The organism is Corynebacterium sp. MSK004 (assembly GCF_030232515.1).
Taxonomy (GTDB): Bacteria; Actinomycetota; Actinomycetes; order Mycobacteriales; family Mycobacteriaceae; genus Corynebacterium; species Corynebacterium hesseae.
Genome location: NZ_JASPKB010000007.1, coordinates 36671 through 53870, shown reverse-complemented (window position 1 = coordinate 53870; position 17200 = coordinate 36671). Strand labels below are relative to the sequence as shown.

At 61.9% G+C, this 17200-nt stretch carries 12 protein-coding genes; all 12 read left to right on the top strand.

Translation table 11 applies throughout. The annotated features are described in order from the left end of the window. Window positions 1–3: 3 nt before the first annotated feature. The 12 genes from QP999_RS09275 (at window position 4) to QP999_RS09220 (ending at window position 17195) form a co-directional block, all read left to right on the top strand. The gene (locus tag QP999_RS09275; protein ID WP_284848147.1) at window positions 4–1098 is read left to right on the top strand and encodes a phage minor capsid protein; all 1095 of its coding nucleotides are present in this window, start codon (window positions 4–6) and stop codon (window positions 1096–1098) included. Between the two features lie 81 nt (window positions 1099–1179). Further along, window positions 1180–1857: a hypothetical protein gene (locus QP999_RS09270; RefSeq protein WP_284848146.1), complete on the top strand. Its 678-nt coding sequence runs from the start codon at window positions 1180–1182 to the stop codon at window positions 1855–1857. 11 nt (window positions 1858–1868) lie between these two features. Further along, window positions 1869–2777: a phage major capsid protein gene (locus QP999_RS09265; RefSeq protein WP_284848145.1), complete on the top strand. Its 909-nt coding sequence runs from the start codon at window positions 1869–1871 to the stop codon at window positions 2775–2777. 165 nt (window positions 2778–2942) lie between these two features. Continuing rightward, window positions 2943–3392, top strand: coding sequence for a hypothetical protein (locus tag QP999_RS09260; protein ID WP_284848144.1), 450 nt, complete (start codon window positions 2943–2945; stop codon window positions 3390–3392). A 122-nt stretch (window positions 3393–3514) separates the two neighbouring features. Further along, window positions 3515–3751 carry a hypothetical protein gene (locus tag QP999_RS09255; protein WP_284848143.1) on the top strand — a complete coding sequence of 79 codons (237 nt, stop codon included), beginning with the start codon at window positions 3515–3517 and terminating at the stop codon, window positions 3749–3751. Next, the gene (locus QP999_RS09250; protein ID WP_284848142.1) at window positions 3748–4098 is read left to right on the top strand and encodes a hypothetical protein; all 351 of its coding nucleotides are present in this window, start codon (window positions 3748–3750) and stop codon (window positions 4096–4098) included. The genes QP999_RS09255 and QP999_RS09250 overlap by 4 nt, the downstream gene beginning before the upstream one ends. After that, window positions 4099–4563 (top strand): phage tail terminator protein, encoded by a 465-nt coding sequence (locus QP999_RS09245; protein ID WP_284848141.1) that lies wholly within the window; start codon window positions 4099–4101, stop codon window positions 4561–4563. It begins immediately after the preceding gene. 9 nt (window positions 4564–4572) lie between these two features. Next, on the top strand, window positions 4573–5202 hold the full coding sequence (locus QP999_RS09240) for a phage tail tube protein (RefSeq protein ID WP_284848140.1): 630 nt from the start codon (window positions 4573–4575) through the stop codon (window positions 5200–5202). Window positions 5203–5375: 173 nt separating this feature from the next. After that, window positions 5376–5822 carry a DUF7426 family protein gene (locus tag QP999_RS09235; protein WP_284848139.1) on the top strand — a complete coding sequence of 149 codons (447 nt, stop codon included), beginning with the start codon at window positions 5376–5378 and terminating at the stop codon, window positions 5820–5822. Window positions 5823–6217: 395 nt separating this feature from the next. After that, entirely contained in the window at window positions 6218–13075 is a 6858-nt protein-coding gene (locus tag QP999_RS09230; RefSeq protein WP_284848138.1) for a phage tail tape measure protein, read from the top strand. 305 nt (window positions 13076–13380) lie between these two features. Further along, the gene (locus tag QP999_RS09225) at window positions 13381–13905 is read left to right on the top strand and encodes a hypothetical protein (protein WP_284848137.1); all 525 of its coding nucleotides are present in this window, start codon (window positions 13381–13383) and stop codon (window positions 13903–13905) included. Next, window positions 13899–17195: a hypothetical protein gene (locus QP999_RS09220; protein WP_284848136.1), complete on the top strand. Its 3297-nt coding sequence runs from the start codon at window positions 13899–13901 to the stop codon at window positions 17193–17195. The genes QP999_RS09225 and QP999_RS09220 overlap by 7 nt, the downstream gene beginning before the upstream one ends. The last annotated feature ends 5 nt before the right edge of the window (window positions 17196–17200 follow it).

The window sequence follows — 17200 nt, the reverse complement described above, 5'->3', positions numbered from 1 at the left end:
CCCATGGCGGATGGTAAAGATAGGCAGGCCGCCCGCCTCGTGCGCCTCTACGAGGACGCAGAGGTGCTGATCCTTCGAGAGCTCTCGGCAGCTATTAAGCACGGCACCTATGAGGATGTTAACCGGCTCCTCTACCGCGACGCTGAGGTTCGGAAGCTCCTAGAGCGCTCCCGCCGTATCCTCACCGCCGCTGGGGCGAAGACCACCAGCATGGTGGAGGAGTTAGCTGTGGAGGAGTTTAAGGACGCGATGCTCGGCGTCCTGGAAGATGTGGGAAACAGTGCCGAGGCGATACCCACCGTGGCCGCCCTATCCGCCGTACAGGTCGCGGCCACCGGGGCTTCGCAGGCCATAGGCTCCACACACCTCAGGGTCGTCCGTGAGGTCTCCGACGTGTACCGCAGTATCACCGCGCAGACAGTGCAATCCGCGATTGTTGCCGGGGTTGACCACCGGGCGGCCATGAGGCACGCCCTCAACCGGTACGCCGACCGGGGCATCACCGCATTTGTTGATAGGGCCGGGCGTAAATGGGCGCTTGACTCCTACGTAGACATGTCCGTGAGGACGATGCGGAATCAGGCAACTCAGGAGGGCCACCTGTCCGGTTATGAGCAGGCCGGTGTGGAGCTGGTGCGCGCCTCGTGGCACACCGCCTCGGCGCCGCAGTGCTACCCATTTCAGAACCAGCTACTAGCCATTAGCGGTGGGGCGGGCCCGCGCACCATGACAGACCCGTCAACGGGGGAGCAGGTGACGGTGCACGTCAAGGACACGCTGAGGGGCGCTATCAGCAAGGGGTACCACCATGTCAACTGTCGGCACCGCGATACCGCCTACACGCCCGGCGACCCGACACCACGAGTGCCGATGGATAGCCCGGCTGAGAACAAACGCAAGTACAAGGCGTCCCAGAAGCAGCGGTACATGGAGCGGCAACTACGCCGCTGGAAACGCCGCGAGGCCGTAGCTCTCTCCCCGATTGACCGGGACACTGCCCGCGCAAAAACAAAAGAGTGGAACCGGCGGATCCGGGAGCACGTCAACAACCACGAGCACCTCACCCGGTGGTCACACCGCGAACAACCGCGCAGCTGACCGCACACACAATGCCCGCATCATCTGTGGCAGTGGCAGACCAGGAGTTACCACAAAGCAAGACAATGAAGGGACACCCATATGTCAGACACCACCGCCTCCGTCACCGACGAGCAGAACACTGAGAACACCACCCAGCAGCCGGGGCAGGAGGAAGGCCAGGAGCCAACCAGCCCGCAGCACAACGAGGAGGGGGATGACCGTATCTCCCAACTCAACGCTGAGGCCGCGAAGTGGCGTACAAAGTTCCGCGAGCAGGAAAAGGCGACCGCCGAGTTCGAGAAACGCCAGCAGGAGATCGAGCAGCAGTTCGAGTCCTACAAGCAGAACCTGGCTAAGGTCATGGGCCTCGCGGAGGAGGAAGACGTCGAGGACCTTGGCAAGAAGTACCAGGAGCAGGCTAAGGCCGCAGACGAGCGCTACAACCAGCTGAGGCAGCGGGTAGCGCTCACCGAAGCGGTACAGAAGGCCAAGGCCGACCCGGATCTGACTGTCCCCTTCATTAAGGGCGGCGAAGCATTCAACGCCCTTGACCCGTCCGCCGATGACTACGAAGCCCAGGTGGCTGAACTCGTCGCGGAGACGGTGGCAGCAACCCCGAAGCTGCGCGCCCAGGTGGCGCCCGCATCTTCCGGTAACGCGCCGACACCATCCGAAAACAGTGGCTCCCGCAAGCTCACCGTAGAAGACCTCGACGGCATGACGCCTGAGGAAATCTACGAGGCGCGTAAGGCCGGGAAGCTAAACCACCTATTCTAAGGAGATAGCGCATGTCTGTCGCATCCTTTATCCCTAAGCTGTGGGCCCCGGAACTGATTGTTCCGTTCAAGAAGTCCAGCATCTACACCCAGCCGGGCATCGCTGACACCAAGTACCAGCCGATGCTTCAGAACAGTGGCGACACCGTGGAGATCAACTCCATTGGTAACGCCACGATCAAGAACCATGACCGTACCAAGGACCTTGAGTACGATGACCTGACCACCACCTCTGTGAAGCTGGTGATGGACCAGGAGAAGTACTACGGTTTCCGCGTCTCCGACGTTGACCGTGTACAGGCGGCCGGTGACTTCGCTTCCGCCGCTACCAATCAGCACGGCTCGGAGATGGCTGACGAGATTGATAAGGCCGTCGCGGAGGCCCTGAAGGAGGGTGCGGGTAACAAGCTGAAGAACCAGGCGGTGTTTGACGGCTCCGACTTCTACCGCCCGGGGTCTGGCCAGATCACCGCGTGGGATGTTGTTCGCAAGCTCGCCACCGAGCTGAACAAGGTGTCCGCGCCCACCTCCCAGCGCTGGATCGTGGTCGGTCCTAACTTCGGCTCCGCCCTTCTCGCGGACCGTCGCGTCACCCAGGCTCATGCAGCGGGTACCGACATTGTGGCCCGTAATGGCCTCATCTCGTCTATCCCGCAGCTTGGGCTGAACGTGTACCAGTCCAACAATGCCCCGGTCACCGCAGGCCGTGAGGGCATTGTGGCGGGCGTTCCTGGTGCCCTTGCGTTCGCTACCCAGCTCCGTGAGCTGGAGGCGTTCCGTGACCCGGATCGCTTCGGCGATATTATCCGTGGCCTTCAGGTCTTCGGCGCGAAGGTCGTCAACCCGAAGGGCTTGGTCTACGTCGAGGCCGACGTGGCTCAGGGCACCCTCGGCTCCGCTGCACCCGCTGAGGCGGCCTAGCAGCTAGTGCCCTACCTACGGTTGCCACCGGCACGGCAGCCTAGGGCGGGCGCTACATAGGGCGGTCTACCCATCCTCTAGATAGGTGCTAGGGGGTCGTTGGGTAGCCCGCCCTTTTTCATACCCACAGCACGATGATGTTTCCCCCTCTGGAGGTGGGGATCAGTGAATCTTGAAATGAACTACATTGACCGGACCGAGCTAATCTCAGACGCTATTCCCGGTACCTACGACGGTTTAGACGATGCTCAGCTAGACAGTCTCATTACCCGGGCGTCGATGCTGATGCGCCGCTACACCAAATCCGCTGTCTACGCGGTAGACGAGTACGGGATGCCTACAAGTGAGCGTATTCGGGCGGCATTCCGTGACGCTACGAGCGCCCAGGTTCTTGCCTGGGTTGAGGCCGGGGTTGTGGGGGAGTTGTCGACTGGCGGCGCCAATGTGGAGGCATCCGTGGCCTCCTCATCTAACAACGGCTCGTCGGTGTCTTTCGATAACAGTGTGTCAACCGCAGCCCGTACTCGTCTTCTCGCCGGTGAGCCGTCCGAGGGGGCGCTCCTCATCCTGGAGGACGCCGGGCTTGTTGGTGTCCAGCCATGGATTCGGGTGTAGTGGCGATGCGTAGCAACACGAGCGAAACCCTGGCGCGCCTTTGGTTTAGGCATGAGGTGAAGCTACAGGGCGAGGAGATACGAACCGCTAGGGGCGTGACATACGGCCCAGAGCGAACTGTCATGGCGTCTATCAACATGCAGTCCCGCGTGGTGCAATCAGGCGTAGGGCACGGGGAGGAGGTCACCGTGGCGGGAACACTGAACTGGGGTGTGGAGGGGCCGCTACCGGCTATCGGCTCCACGGTGACGATACCGGAGGAGTTCGGGGCGAAACCACAGCGGAAGGTCGTCACCGCCCGCAGAGCCTACACCGGCACCGGGCTCACACCGGACCACGTGGAGGTGACTATCCTATGAGCCTTCGACTCAACACCGAGCAGGTCAAGCAGCGGGTGAAGCAGGGCGCGGTACAGGGCGTGTCGGAGGCGGCGCGTGTCGTTGAGGCCACCTCCGTCGACCTCACCCCGCTGGGCGAAACGGGTAACTTGCGCCAGTCCGCCCAGGCAGTACCCGGCACGGATACAGGCGGCAAGGTTGAGGGCGTTGTTCGCTACGACGGCCTGCCCTACATCCGCCGCCAGCATGAGGAGACCACCTGGAATCACCCACGGGCAGGACAAGCTAAATACTTGGAGACGGCGCGGGCCCAGAACGCCGAGAGAGTCGCGCAGATTGTGCGAAACCACATTAAGGGGATGATGTAGATGCCCGAGTACAACACGCAGAGCGAACCACGCCCCGCCACTCATGAGGACTTCGTCGACCACCTCGCCGCCTACCTCCACGCCCAGGGCGTGTGTGCGGACCCTACAGGCAATCAGGACGGCGGGGACACCCCGGCTGTGTTCATTGGGAGGATGCTAGACCAACCGGACCGCGCCCTCTGCATCTTCAACGTCAGCATCGAGAACACATGGTCGGACAGCAACCCGACAGCCCGGTTCAGTCTCGCGTTCCGTGGCGCACCTGAGGACCAACTCACCCCAGCTAGGGACGCCGCCCGCGCCATGAATGCCCTGCATGACCTCACCGATATTCAGCTGACCGCGCAGCAGGGCGTCCTAGTCTGCCGACGGGTCTTAAATGATCCACAAGTGCCGGATTCAAACATTCGCTGGCACAGCATCGACACCTACGAGGCAGTGCTGGCAGTCCCATCGACTCCCTAGGAGACCATCATGGCAATCGCTAAGTTTGCGACCGCCCCTAACTCCTGCGAGCTGAATAAGCAGCTCAACCGCAACTGGGCGGTGCAGGTTAAGCCAACCGGCGCGGGCGCAGCAGAATACAGGTTCGTTCGAGGCGTCACCAGCCTCGGCGTCAACATTGAGACCAACACCGTTGACGCCTCCGACATCGACTCCAACGGCTGGGCCTCCGAGGAGAAGACCTCCCGCAGCCTGTCCGTGTCCATCGAGGGCCAGTTTGCCCGCAAGGGTGACCTTGACCTCCTCACCGAAGACCAGCAGCTTCTGAAGGTGACCGGCGAGGAGCTGGGTGCTAACGGCAAGGTTGACTTCCGCGTATGGCGCACCGACATTGACGAGGGCTGGGAGGGCACCGCAACCAACGCGTTCTCCTCCGGCACCGGTGGTGCGAATGACCTTCGTACCTTCACGGCAGACCTCAAGTCTTCTTGTGAGCCGACCCGTATTCACTCTGTGAAGAAGGGCGAGGAGAAGAAGGAATCTACCCCGATTGATGAAGACGAGCTGCTGAAGATCATTCGCCCGAAGGGCGGCGCAGCGGCTGAACGGGAAGCCGATGCTGGCAACCCGGGCGGCACCCCGGGTGCTACCGACCAGTAGCCAGAGCGGCAGCCTAAACCCCAATTCTCCCCGCCCCAGTGGCGGGTGAGCGAACCCCCGCGTTGCTTTAGTCCTTTCCTGCGCGGGGGTTCCGTCATGCTCTAGCTGACCGCGTATGCAGGCCGTTCATAATCCGGGGTGTTGAAACACAAGCGCATAGGAAAGGACACGCGATGACCAACTTTGGGCAACTACACGAGCACCTCGACTCCAACGACGTAAAGTTCACGCTCAACGGCAAGGAGTACACGGTGGACCCCACCGCGCAGGACGTACTCAAGTTTCACGTTCGCCTGAACTCGAGCACCGAGAAAACAGTATCGGGGCAGGGGATTGCCACCTTCGAGCGCGTCGCACACCTCGTGGGGTCAAAGTTCGATACCGAGACCGGCAAGATTACCGGGGGCCTTCTTGGCCAGCTGATGAAGGACGGCGCCACCTTCCCACAACTCAACCACATCGTGGAAACCATTCACATCAAGTACACGAGCGGCGACGACCTGGCTAAGGCGTACTTTGAAACAGGGTCGGTAAAAAAAGCACTCGAGAAGTTGAACAACGACTCCCAGGAGAACCAGGAGACGGGCCAGACGAGTGGCGAGACCAGTGGGGACGACTAAGACGTGACCCCGATGGGTGGGCCTACGCCCCGGACAGTGACCTCTGGTACGACCCCTACGCGGGGGCATACTCGGAGAACGATCCGGGAGGTGGGCCGCCAGACCTCTTCATACTTGAGACATACGGCGAGTACGTACGTGAGTGGTGGGCGGAGAAGATTCAAGACCGGCCCGACGTGGATATGTCTAAACTGACATGGCCCTCCATGCTCTCCCGCTGGGATGACATAGAAACCGACTTTCATCACTTCTACCAGGTAGACCTTGGTGGCGGCGTACTGGCTGACCGCCGCTGGCGGTGGTTCAGAATACGGCTAATCAGGCTACTGGGCGAGGATACAGCCATCGCCCGTGGTCTCGGATTACGCAAAACACCCAGCTTGAAGGAGTAGCGTATGGCCGCCCTGGACCTTGGCGATCTTGGTTTCAAAATCACGGTTGAGACCGGCGAGTTTGACCGTGCTATGGGCCGTGTTGAGCAGGCCGCCAGGAAGGTAGACAAGCAGCTCGACAACACCGGTAAAAAGAAGCTTTCAGTCAAGGCCGACGGCGGGCAGCTAGACAAGCTCCAGTCCTCGGCTAGGGACGCTGCCGGTGCACTCGACCAGGTAGGCAGCAAGCGTGTGGCCCCCAGTGTGGAGACCGGCGGGCTGGGGCAGGTCAAGACAGCGGCGGCTGAGGCCGCTGGGAGCATGGGGGAGCTGAACTCCCACGCCGGTGAAACCGGCTCCGTGTTCTCCGGCGCGGCTGGCGGTATCGCAAAGTTTGTAGGCGCAGCCGTAAGCCTTGGTTCTATTGCCACGGCGGCGAAGGCTGTGGCTGCTGCCGGTATGGACTTCCAGTCCCAGATGAATACCTTGTCCGCTGTTTCTGGGGCGACTGGTGCACAGCTGGAGGCGGTGGGTAATAAGGCCCGCGAGCTTGGTACTGACGCGTCTCTGACGGCTACCTCCGCCTCTGATGCGGCAGGTGCAATGACTGAGCTGGCTAAGGGCGGCTTCTCGGTTGAGCAGTCGATGACGGCGGCTAAGGGAACGTTGCAGCTTGCTGCGGCGGCGCAGGTTGAGGCAGCTGAAGCGGCAACTATCCAGTCGCAGGCGTTGCAGGCGTTCAACCTTGGGGCTGAGGACGCGGGCCGTGTTGCCGATATTTTGGCTGGTGCCGCTAACGCCTCCTCCGCCGAGATGACCGGTATTGCGCAGGGTATGCAGCAGGCCGGTACCGTCGCCAACCAGTTCGGCCTGTCGATTGATGACACCGCCACCGCCCTGGCAATGCTGGCCAACGCCGGTATTCAAGGCTCCGACGCCGGTACCCTCCTCAAGTCCGCGATGCTGGCGCTGACAGACCAAGGCAAACCGGCACAGGCCGCGATTGAAGAGCTGGGCCTTACGGTGTACGACGCCAACGGCAAGTTTGTGGGCATGTCCTCCCTCCTCGGCCAGCTCAAAGACGCCTCCGCATCCATGACCGAGGAGCAATACCAGGCGGCAACCGCCGTGCTGTTTGGCTCAGACGCTATGCGCCTGGCCGGTGTAGCGGCGGTGCAAGGCTCTGAGGGCTTCGACACCCTCAAGGAAGCCGTTGTTAGGCAGGGGCAGGCAGCTGAGGTAGCTGCCGCGCAGACACAAGGCCTGCCGGGTGTGTGGGAGCGAGTTCAGAACACCATGGAGGATCTTTCCCTCGGCGTGTTCGACAAGATTGATGACCAGCTGGTACGCATGGGCAACGGCGCCGTGGATGCCCTTGATGCCGCCGCCCCCAAGATTGAGGCCTTCGCCTCCAGCATGGCGGGCCTTGCCGGTACGTCGATGGACGGCTTGGGCAAGGCGGTGGAGCTGTGGGGGAAGCTGCCCGGCCCGGTAAAGGAAGCCGCCGTGGCGCTTGGCGCCGTCAACGTGGCGATGAAACTGCTCCGCACTGAGCGCGGCGCCAACGCGGTAACCAAGCTGGCTGAGTCCTTCGCTAACACTAAGACCAGCCTCAAACTGTTTGGCTCCTCCATGTCGGAGGCCTACGGCTACATGCGGCAAGCCAACCCCGAGATGAGCCGCGCCGGTGCCGCCATGCGCGTGCTTGGTGGGCAGGGCGGTGTAGCCGCCGCTGGCATGTCCAAGCTCAAGGCCGCAGGCATGGGCGTGATGGATATGTTCGGAGGGCCGTGGGGCATCGCCTTGGCAGCCGCCACCGCAGTCATCACCGACCTTGTGGCATTCAATCAGCGGGCGTCACAGGCCCAGGAGGACTACAAGACCGCCACCAAGGATGCGGCTGAGGCTCAGGAACGCCTCAATAGTGCCCTTGCTGGCACCCACGCCCCATTCACCAAGGAGCAGTTCGAGGACGCCAAGCTGGTGGCCGAGGGCTACACCGCCAGCATTAAGGCTAACGGTGAGATCCTGTCCGGCTGGCGTGGCGAAGTGCTGCAGGCTGTGGATGTAACGGAACTCCTGGCTGGTAGCCAGAGCAACGCCATGAAGGAGAGCTTGAAGCACGCCGAAATTGTGGGCGAGGCCAGCCTCCTCACCGGTGATGCTTTGAAGGCGCAGGGCAAGGATTGGGAAGACCTGGGCGAGATTGTCGCGAGGGGCGGCAAGGAATACAACGACATTATCGCGCAGCTAAACAGCATTGATGGTCATTGGTGGAACGACGAGGGCGAAGCCGCCAAGCAGGCCGTCAATGACCTCGAGTCCGCCCGCCACGAATACGAAATGGCCATCGATGCTGCCCGCAGCGCAGACCCCGCCTTCCAAGCGATTGGTGAGTCCATGGGTGTGCTGGCGGATGAGGCGTCATCCGCCGAGGATAAACTCTCCGCGCTTAAGCGCATCATGGACGAAATGTCCGGCAACGCCATGAGCAAGGATCAGGCCGAGGCCGCTTTGGTGGGGGACGTTGAGAAGCAGGCCGAGCAGATTGAAACCCTTGCCCAGGCGGTGGCCGAGGTTGGGCCGATTGAGCTTGACCCCGACGGCACTATTGACGCCACCACAAGCTCCGGCGCCCAGGCAGTGACCATGCTTTCCGAACTTCGGGATAGCATGGCCGAGGCCGCTGTGGCTGGTGTTGATGTGGATGAAATCTTCAACCAGCAGGCCGACAACATGGAAGGGCTACGCAACGCCCTCGGCCTGACGGAAGACCAGTTCCAGAACCTGATGCAGGCCTACGGCATCACCCGCGAGGCGCTTGCCCTGCCGATGGAGATGAAGGGCGCGGACACGGTTGAGCAGCAAATCGCCAAGCTGGAGACCGGTCTGGCTGGTCTTAAGGAAGGCAACTCTGTGGAGATCGCCCCACCGGACCCGGCTGTGGTGCTCGCGCTCGAGGATATGGGCTACAAGATTGAGCACCTTCCGAACGGCAATGTTGAGATCACTTCCACGGCGGATGTGAACATTGAGGAGCTGGATGAGCTTCAGGCCCGCGTTAACGTGATTGACGGTCTGAGGGCTAGTGCTACAGCCGAGCTGGACACCACCGAGTTTGGGTTGAATGCTGAGCAGGCCCGCGCTATTGGTGAGGAGCTGGACGGGCTGGACGTGTCGCCCGAGGCTGACCTGATTATCGAGAAGCTCCTACAGGGCAAAGACATCTCTATTGGTGAGCTGCAGACCCTGAGCAATGAGAAGGCGGTGCCTACCGCCGACCTGGAGAAGTCCCTGTTGGATGCTGGGGTGTCGGATGCTTTGGTGAAGACCGCAAACCTTGACCAGCAGCGCCCCAACCCTATCGCCGACATGAATAACTCCTCATTCATGGCGAAGGCTCGCGCCATGATGGACATGATTGGTATGCTCACCCGCCCGATGACCACCACGGTCACGTTTGTGGGTAGGAAGGTTGGCCAGTGGCTGAGCCGTGAGCACGGTGGGCGTATCCCCAACTTCTACGAGGGCGGGCAGATACCCGCCCTGGCGATTGGTGGCAACTCGGGCTACAGGCTGCCCGGTACTGGGCCCGGTACCAACATTGTGGATGGCTTCATGGGCGTCACCGATGACGGGTTCCCCATTGCCCGCGTCAACCGCAACGAGTGGGTGATTAACGACAAGTCCAGCGAACAGTTCAACGGCACCCTCGCGGCGATTAACGCCAACGACCCCCGTGGCATTATGGCCAACCTGGCGCATGAACTCCCCGCCCTTGAGACGGGTGGGCGCACCAAATCGGATGATGTGAAGGAAGCCCTCGCCCCATACAACAACGGGCCGTACGTCATGGGCGGATTCTCACCTGCATCATTCGACTGCTCGGGCGCTGTGTCCGCAGGCGTGAACACCTACCTTGGGCTTGACCCGTTTGATTCCCGCATGTCCACCGTCAACGAGGGCGCATGGCTGGCGGCCAAGGGCTTCAAGTCCGGTCGCGGCAACGGCAACGAGCTTGTGGTGGGCTGGTACGACTACGGCGGCGGCGCCAACGGCCACACCGCCATGATGCTGCCAGACGGAACGTTTATCGAGTCCGGCGGCAACACGGGGCAGGGTATGACGATTGGTGGTGCTGCCGGGCCTCTGGATGGGCGCGGCTTCACCAACTTCATGTACCTGCCTGGCTCCGATGAGGACAAGGGCGGCGGTGTGCTGGCTGGTGACCTTGGGGAGACCGACGGGTTCGGCACCGACATTGGGGATATTCCCGATGTTGCCGGTGGCGGTGCCCGCGCCCGGGCCTCCTGGAAGGACGTTTCGGCCCCCACGGCTGGCAAGACTTTCCACGCCCCCGGCTTGGCTTCCAACCGCGTCAACGGCACCGTTGGCGGCTCTCTGGGGGCTGCTAATAGGGCGCAGGTCCGACAGTACGCAGACCAGTACGGTGTGCCACAGGGCATGGTGGATGATGCTTTCGCCTTCGCCAACCCGTTCCTGGGGAACCACACGTTCCGCGAGGAGCTTGGTGAGCCTGCCACCAAGCAGATTCTCAGTGTCGCCAAGCAGCTGGAGGGCGCTTTGGGCAAGGGTGGTATCGCCGCCCAGGTTGAGGCCGCCCTGAACGCCACAACCCCCAATTGGGATGTGTGGCTGAGGGTGAATGAGGACACTCTGGCCGCCTTCAATGAGCTGGGTGAGGCGCAGACCAACCGTAAGAACGCCTCCATGGAGATTACCGAGGCGGAGGAGAAGCTGGCGGAGCTTCGTAAGAACGCCACCAAGTCGGATAAGGACTCTACCGAGAAGCTTGCGGAGGCCTACAAGAACCTGGAGAAGGCCAAGAGCAAGAAGCTTACCAAGTCCTACACGGCGGACAAGCGCGCCGACGATATTGAGAAGGCGGAGAAGAAGATCCGTGACCTCAAGGAGAAGGCCGACGAGAATGATGTGAAGTCGGCGCAGCGTATCGCCGAGGCCGAGCAGGATCTTGTTGAGGCGCGTGAGGCCGAGAAGGAAGCCATCGCGGAGGTCAATGATGCCCAGATTCGGTACAACGCTGTCCTGACTGTGGCGCCGATTAAGGCCGCCGCCTCCCTGGCGGATACCCTCGCTGAGGGCATGGGCCGCGTGGCGGAAACCATGGGCCTTATGGCTGAGAACATGGATCGGGCTAACAAGGTGGCCGATGAGCGCCTTGAGGCCGAACTGGCGGATGTTCAGGCCAAGCGTGGCTCTGTGGATGCGGCGCAGGCGTTGCGTGAGCTGGAGCGGCAGAATCAGCAGGCCCGCCATGATGATGTGCTGGCGCAGCAGCAGGCCGAGTACGACCTTGCTATGGCCCGCAATGAGCACGCCCAGAACGCCGGGAGTGCCGAGGTTAATTTGGCGGAGCTTCGCCAAAAGGGCATCTTTGACACGGTTCAGAAGGCTACCGATGCTGACCGGGTGGCTATCCTCTCTGCCTCCAATGTGGAGGTTGCGGAGATGAACCTTGATGCTATCCGCGCTTCTTCGGCGGAGGCCGAGTTCAACCGCAAGGTTGCTGTGGAAGATGCCACCGCCGACCTGAATTATGCGCAGGAGATAGCAAAGCTGACTTCTGAGCGACTGGAGGCCGCCACGATGAAGCTCGCCCGGTCGGCGGCGGAAGCCGCCGGTGTGATGGGCAACTCTGCTAGTGCTTTGGCTAAGGAGCAGGAAGGCAAACAGAAGAAGGCGAAGGGTGCGGCTGGCATCCTTGGCGGCATTGCCCAGATTGGTGCCGCCGCCGTGATGACTATTGCCACGGGTGGCGCAGCACTGCCTGCCGCCCTGGCGTTGGGTGTTTCTGGCCTTAAGTCCGCTGTTGAGGGCGGAACCAGCATTGCTGAGGGCCGCGCCCAGGAGAAGGCCTACAAGGAGCAAGCCAAGAAGGAATACGATTCCCTATCGAAGGACGATAAACGACGGGTTGATACGGCCCGTGGCGGCCTTGTGGCCGGTGTGCTTACCGGCGCCCTTGTGGGCGCTGCCGGTGGCTCCGGTGATGATGTGGCCGGAATGTTTGACGCCACCAGCGGAATCTTCAACTTGCCTTTGTATAAGAAGCAGATGGAAGCCAAGTATGGCGCCGAGGCCGCCGAACTACTGGCGGCGAAGGCGGAGGCAGATATCAACCGCCGCCAGAAGAAGCTGGAGCTTGACAAGGCCCGCCGCGACCTCGACAGGGTGAACACTATCAATCCGCGCAAGAATGAGCTGGCGGAGATGACACAAACCTTGAAGCAGCAACTGGCGGAGCTCCAGCAGGAGAACTCCCAGCTCTCCGGGGTTAACACCAGACTGGACACCAACAACAGCCTTTTGGACGACAAGAACCGCTCTGTGCTTATGACGGTGGGCGGCTCCGGCTGGGGCCAAGACCTTGAGGCCGGTCTGCGCGCCGCCGCCTCGGCAGGCGGGTTTGGTGGCGTGACCCGCGACGAGGTGGGCGAGTGGTCATCCCTCAACGTTGAGCAGGGCTGGCGCAACCTGGACAAGATGCGCGCCTTGGTCGAGCCAACCCTGGCGCCGAAGGACACTGCCGCTGATGCTGCCGCCGCCAATGGTCTCATCGAGGGCCTGCCGGAGACTGTGGTGGGTGGGCGGTACGCCCGCCAGCTTGCGGACAGTGTTGTGGAGGGAGCGCAGCAGGCCGCCCAGCGCTCAGCCCGGGCCGGGCTGGAGGCAACCCGCCGTCGCGCCTATGAGGATGCGGCACAGGCCGTCCTCACCCAGATTGGCGGGGCGGGCGACACGACCCGTATTGATACGCAGTTCACGGGCGCGGTGACCGTGAACGCCAAGCTTGAGGACAAGGTGCTTAGCGGCCTGTCCTCGATGGTGAAGAACAGGTAGGAGACAGGCTGTGAGCATTCCTTGGGATAAAAAGTTTCGTATCACCCTGTGGGGTGTGGATGGTGAGCCTATGGCGCTTAGCCGTCCGCGTAAGAAGCGCGAGGGCATCTTCCTGGAAGATGTACCAGACGGGCTTTCCGGCATGGCTAAGAAGCATCTATGGGATGAGGCCTCCGGTGCGTGGCGGGGTACCAGCGTCACCCAGAACACTATCCGTCTTGACCTTGTGGTGAAGTCGCGGGATGTGCGGCGTGAGGTGAACACGCTACTGGCCAAGCTTGGTGATGGGGGGGCGGCCTGTCGGTGTGTCTATCACGTCGGCGGAGTGGGGCTACAGGTGGTACCGGGCGCGGGTTCAGGACGTGTCAAAGGTGGAGTGGTTCCAGTCGCCGGGCGGGTCGAAGGTGGCGAAGCTGAGTGTGATCCTGGAGTTTTCGGGTGATACAACCCGAAGGTTCACCGAAAGATTGGTACTTGGCCCTACAGACACTTTCGGCACTGTGACGCTTAGGGTGGATGGGGACACAGATATTTGGCCCCGCTTCCGATTCGAAGGCAAGTACACCAGCGCGAAGGTTCGGCTGACCGCTAAAGACGAGTGGCAAGAATTGCCGTATCGTGCCGCAGGCTGGGTAATCGACTCGCATCCCGAGCGGCGTCACGTCACAGACCTGTACGGCAACCCCGATTTCAGCGTCATCGTCCCGTTCTGGCCCGAGCCAGTCCACGTGATGAACGAGCGGGGGGAGGTGCAGATAGATGTGACGAACCCTACCAGCGGCTTCAAGTGCACCGTCGAGTGGATACCGGAGTTTAGCCGAGCATGGTAGTCAAGCACACCCCCCGCCATGAAGTCATTGATGCCCGCGTGTGGGATGTAGCGATGTCCCGGTGGTGGAGCCTTGCCCCTTGGGAGGAGATTAGCCTCCAGTGGCGTGAGGATTGGGGTGTGGACACCGGCGAGATTCGTCTTGCGGAAGACCACCCGAGGGCGTCTAGGCTTCGTGCCGCCCGCCATGTGCCAGTACCAGTCACCTTTGAGGTGAACGGGGTGCGCTGGGACGGCTACGTGGAGTCCACCGAGACAGGGCAGGAGACGGACGGCACACGGTACTTGAGGGTGACTGTCCAGTCGGAGACGAAGCACTTTCACCGCATGCTGGGGCGCGGCCCGGTGGCGTCGGCGGCGGATGGCTCCTCCGAAATTGAGGAAGGCTCCTTGGGAGCGGTGACGCACCGGCTGGTGGCCCGTGGAGCGGTTCGCACCGGCCTACCCACCTACGTACTGATTGACCACCAGGGCGACCCGGTACAGGTGGAAGTACGCACCGAGGACTACGTGGCGGGACTGTTGGAGGAGCCACTGGCGGGATCAAGCTCGTTTGTGCAAGTCAGGAAGCTACTACCGGGCCAGCCTATCCCCGGCACGGGCCGCGCCCTGCACTACGAGGGGGCAATGGAACGCCAATGGGAGAACGCTCAGCTTGCTAAAGGTGTGTGGCCTAACGCCACTACCAGCCCCCGTATCTACGGCTCCACGGTGCTCACTGATGCTCCGCCCATGCCGGATAACTCATGGGCTGGTAGGGGCCAGGTAAAGGACGGTGCGCTTCTGGCTGAGCCTATGGAGGGTATCTGCTGGATACCGTTCGAGACGGTGGTGGAGCGCCCCCTGGGCTACTACACGGAGATTGATCCCGCCAAGGTGCATGTCATTGAGCGCACCAAAATTAAGGACGGGCCTGGCGCCAAGGCAGGCCGCCCGCACTTTGTCACCTACTGGGAGGCAGGCAAGTTCACGGTCACCCCAGCCTTGCAGCGCGCTTTGGGCGCCGGGTTGGTGCGCACCATCAACGGGCTGCGCATGTCTGGCATTGGAATGGTTAAAAGCTGGGTGGAGGACGGTGCGGTGTACGCCTGGAAGGAGGGCGTGGAGTGGGTTATCGCCACCCCGTCCGAGTTCCTCGTGGATAATAAGCGCTACGCGGCTACAGGCTCAGCACAGAAGCAGACCCCCGGTGTGCTGGTGTGGCAGCACGCAGGCCGGGATAGGCGTGGCGTGGTATTCTCCTCCGCACCGGGTGGCGGGTTGAAGCGCTGGGCCACTACGGAGACCGCGCCGGATGGGGCGATGCTCATTGGTGGCGGCCAGCTGGACGCCCAAACCATTGCCGCCCTCGAGTCCGGCCTACTCAAGCCCAAGGGGACTGTCACATCTGCTAGTGCGGAGTCGGCGGAGGCGCTTCTACCCTCCTCCACAAAGATGCCGGGGGCTGTGGAGCGCCTGGATGTTGACGTGCAGCCTCATGCCACGATTGACGGCACTGAGGTGTCTTTCAGCAAGGCCGGGGGCCGGGTGAATATCGAGGCGGCAGGCCCCTTCTTCCTGCGGGAAAAATACATGAGCCTTTCCTCCACGGGCGGCACCAACCCAACCTCGGAGATTGCCCGCGAGTGGGCCGCCTCCCAAGGCACAACCAGCATGAGCCTCACCCCAGGGCACCACCAAACCGTGGTGTTTGGTGACGATGTGCGGCGCCCTGATGGGCGTGTAGTGCCGGGCTGGAAGCCGGGCGACCGTATCAGCTTTGTGGACGGCACCACCCGTGTCTCCGAGGTGATTATGGGCTACACGTTGAAGGCGTCAGCGACTGCGGAGCTGACGGTGGAGCCAATTCTCGGCAGGCGCGACAACGGCATCATGGCGAACGTCAAGTCGATGGTGGAGGCGTCGGAGAAGACCGGGCGCAAGGCGCTGCTAGCCCCACCTAGGAAGGTTCCGAAGGAGACGCTGGAGAAGGTGGCAGATGCCCGCTTTGGGGACACCTCATCCCAGTGGCGTAAGGACATTGCGGCGGATCTCCAGAAGTCTTGGAACTACATGAACAAGTCGTCTCAGTTCTCGATCCAGTCGCAAAAGTATTCCGCGCAGGCGTCAGAGCACTCTCAGGCTTCCTACCGCTATTCGGATAAGTCGCGGGAGTTTAGCGAGGCCTCGCTGGAGTATTCCAAGAAGTCCTTGGGGCACAGCCAGGACGCTAAACGGCACTCTGATGCGGCGCTGGCGGCGTCACAGCAGTCCTCGGTGTACTCCACGCAGTCCCAGGAGTTCTCCCGGCAGGCGCGGGGTCACTCCAGTGACGCTAACGCGCTCTCGCTGAGAGCCAAGTCGTTCTCCGATGCGGCTGGGGCGTCCGCTGAGGACGCGGAGAAGTGGCGGGCGCAGGCCGAGGAGGCGCGCCGGTTGGCGGAGAACGCCAGGTCTGGCGCCGAGACAGCAAGGGCGCAGGCCGAGTCGGAGCGCAACCGTGCCGAAACGGCGCGTGCCGGTGCCGAGTCTGAGCGCAGCAAGGCCGAGACCGCTAGATCGTCGGCTGAGAAGGCTAGGTCTTTGGCGGAGTCGGAGCGCAGCAAGGCGGAGCTTGAGCGGAATAATGCGGAGAAGGCCCGCGAGCGGGCGGAGAATGCGCGTAGCGATGCCGAGGGGAGCAGGCGCGAGGCTGTCACCAATGCGGTGAAGGCAGCAACGTCGGCAACCCAGGCGGCCATGTCCGCTACTGAGGCGGCATACTCGGCCAAGGAGAAGGCCGAGGCAGCGGAGCAAATCGCCAAGTCCAACCAGCGGGCTATTGCTATGGAGGCCTTGGGGCATCATGGCCAGTGGACGTTATCGTCGAAGGTGAGCATCCCGGGCGGCAAGTGGATTACTCTCCCGTTTTCCACCAATAAGGGCAAGATTTCGGGCTGTAGGCAGCTAAACTACACCAACACTGACAATAGCTATATTCGTCTCGATAGTGCTGGTGATTGGCAGTTTCACTGCCGATTCCATATGCCTCCCGCGACGTTTATTGACACGCTGATTACCTCCTCCGAGGCGCAGCTTAAGCTGGAGCTTCGTAACCCGAGCGGAGACGTGATTGATGAGGCGATCTTCATCAACCGGGATCAGGGTTGGGACCAGACGTACCAGGTCACCATGTCCAGCTATGTGCCGGTGGATAACTGCCAGCTCGTGGTGAAGGTGTACTCGCAGACCGGGCGCGGTAGTGCTTTGCTGTCGCAGACCAGGTATGGCGAGATGTATCACGAATTATCGGTGCGCCGTCTATCTGCTTAAGTCCG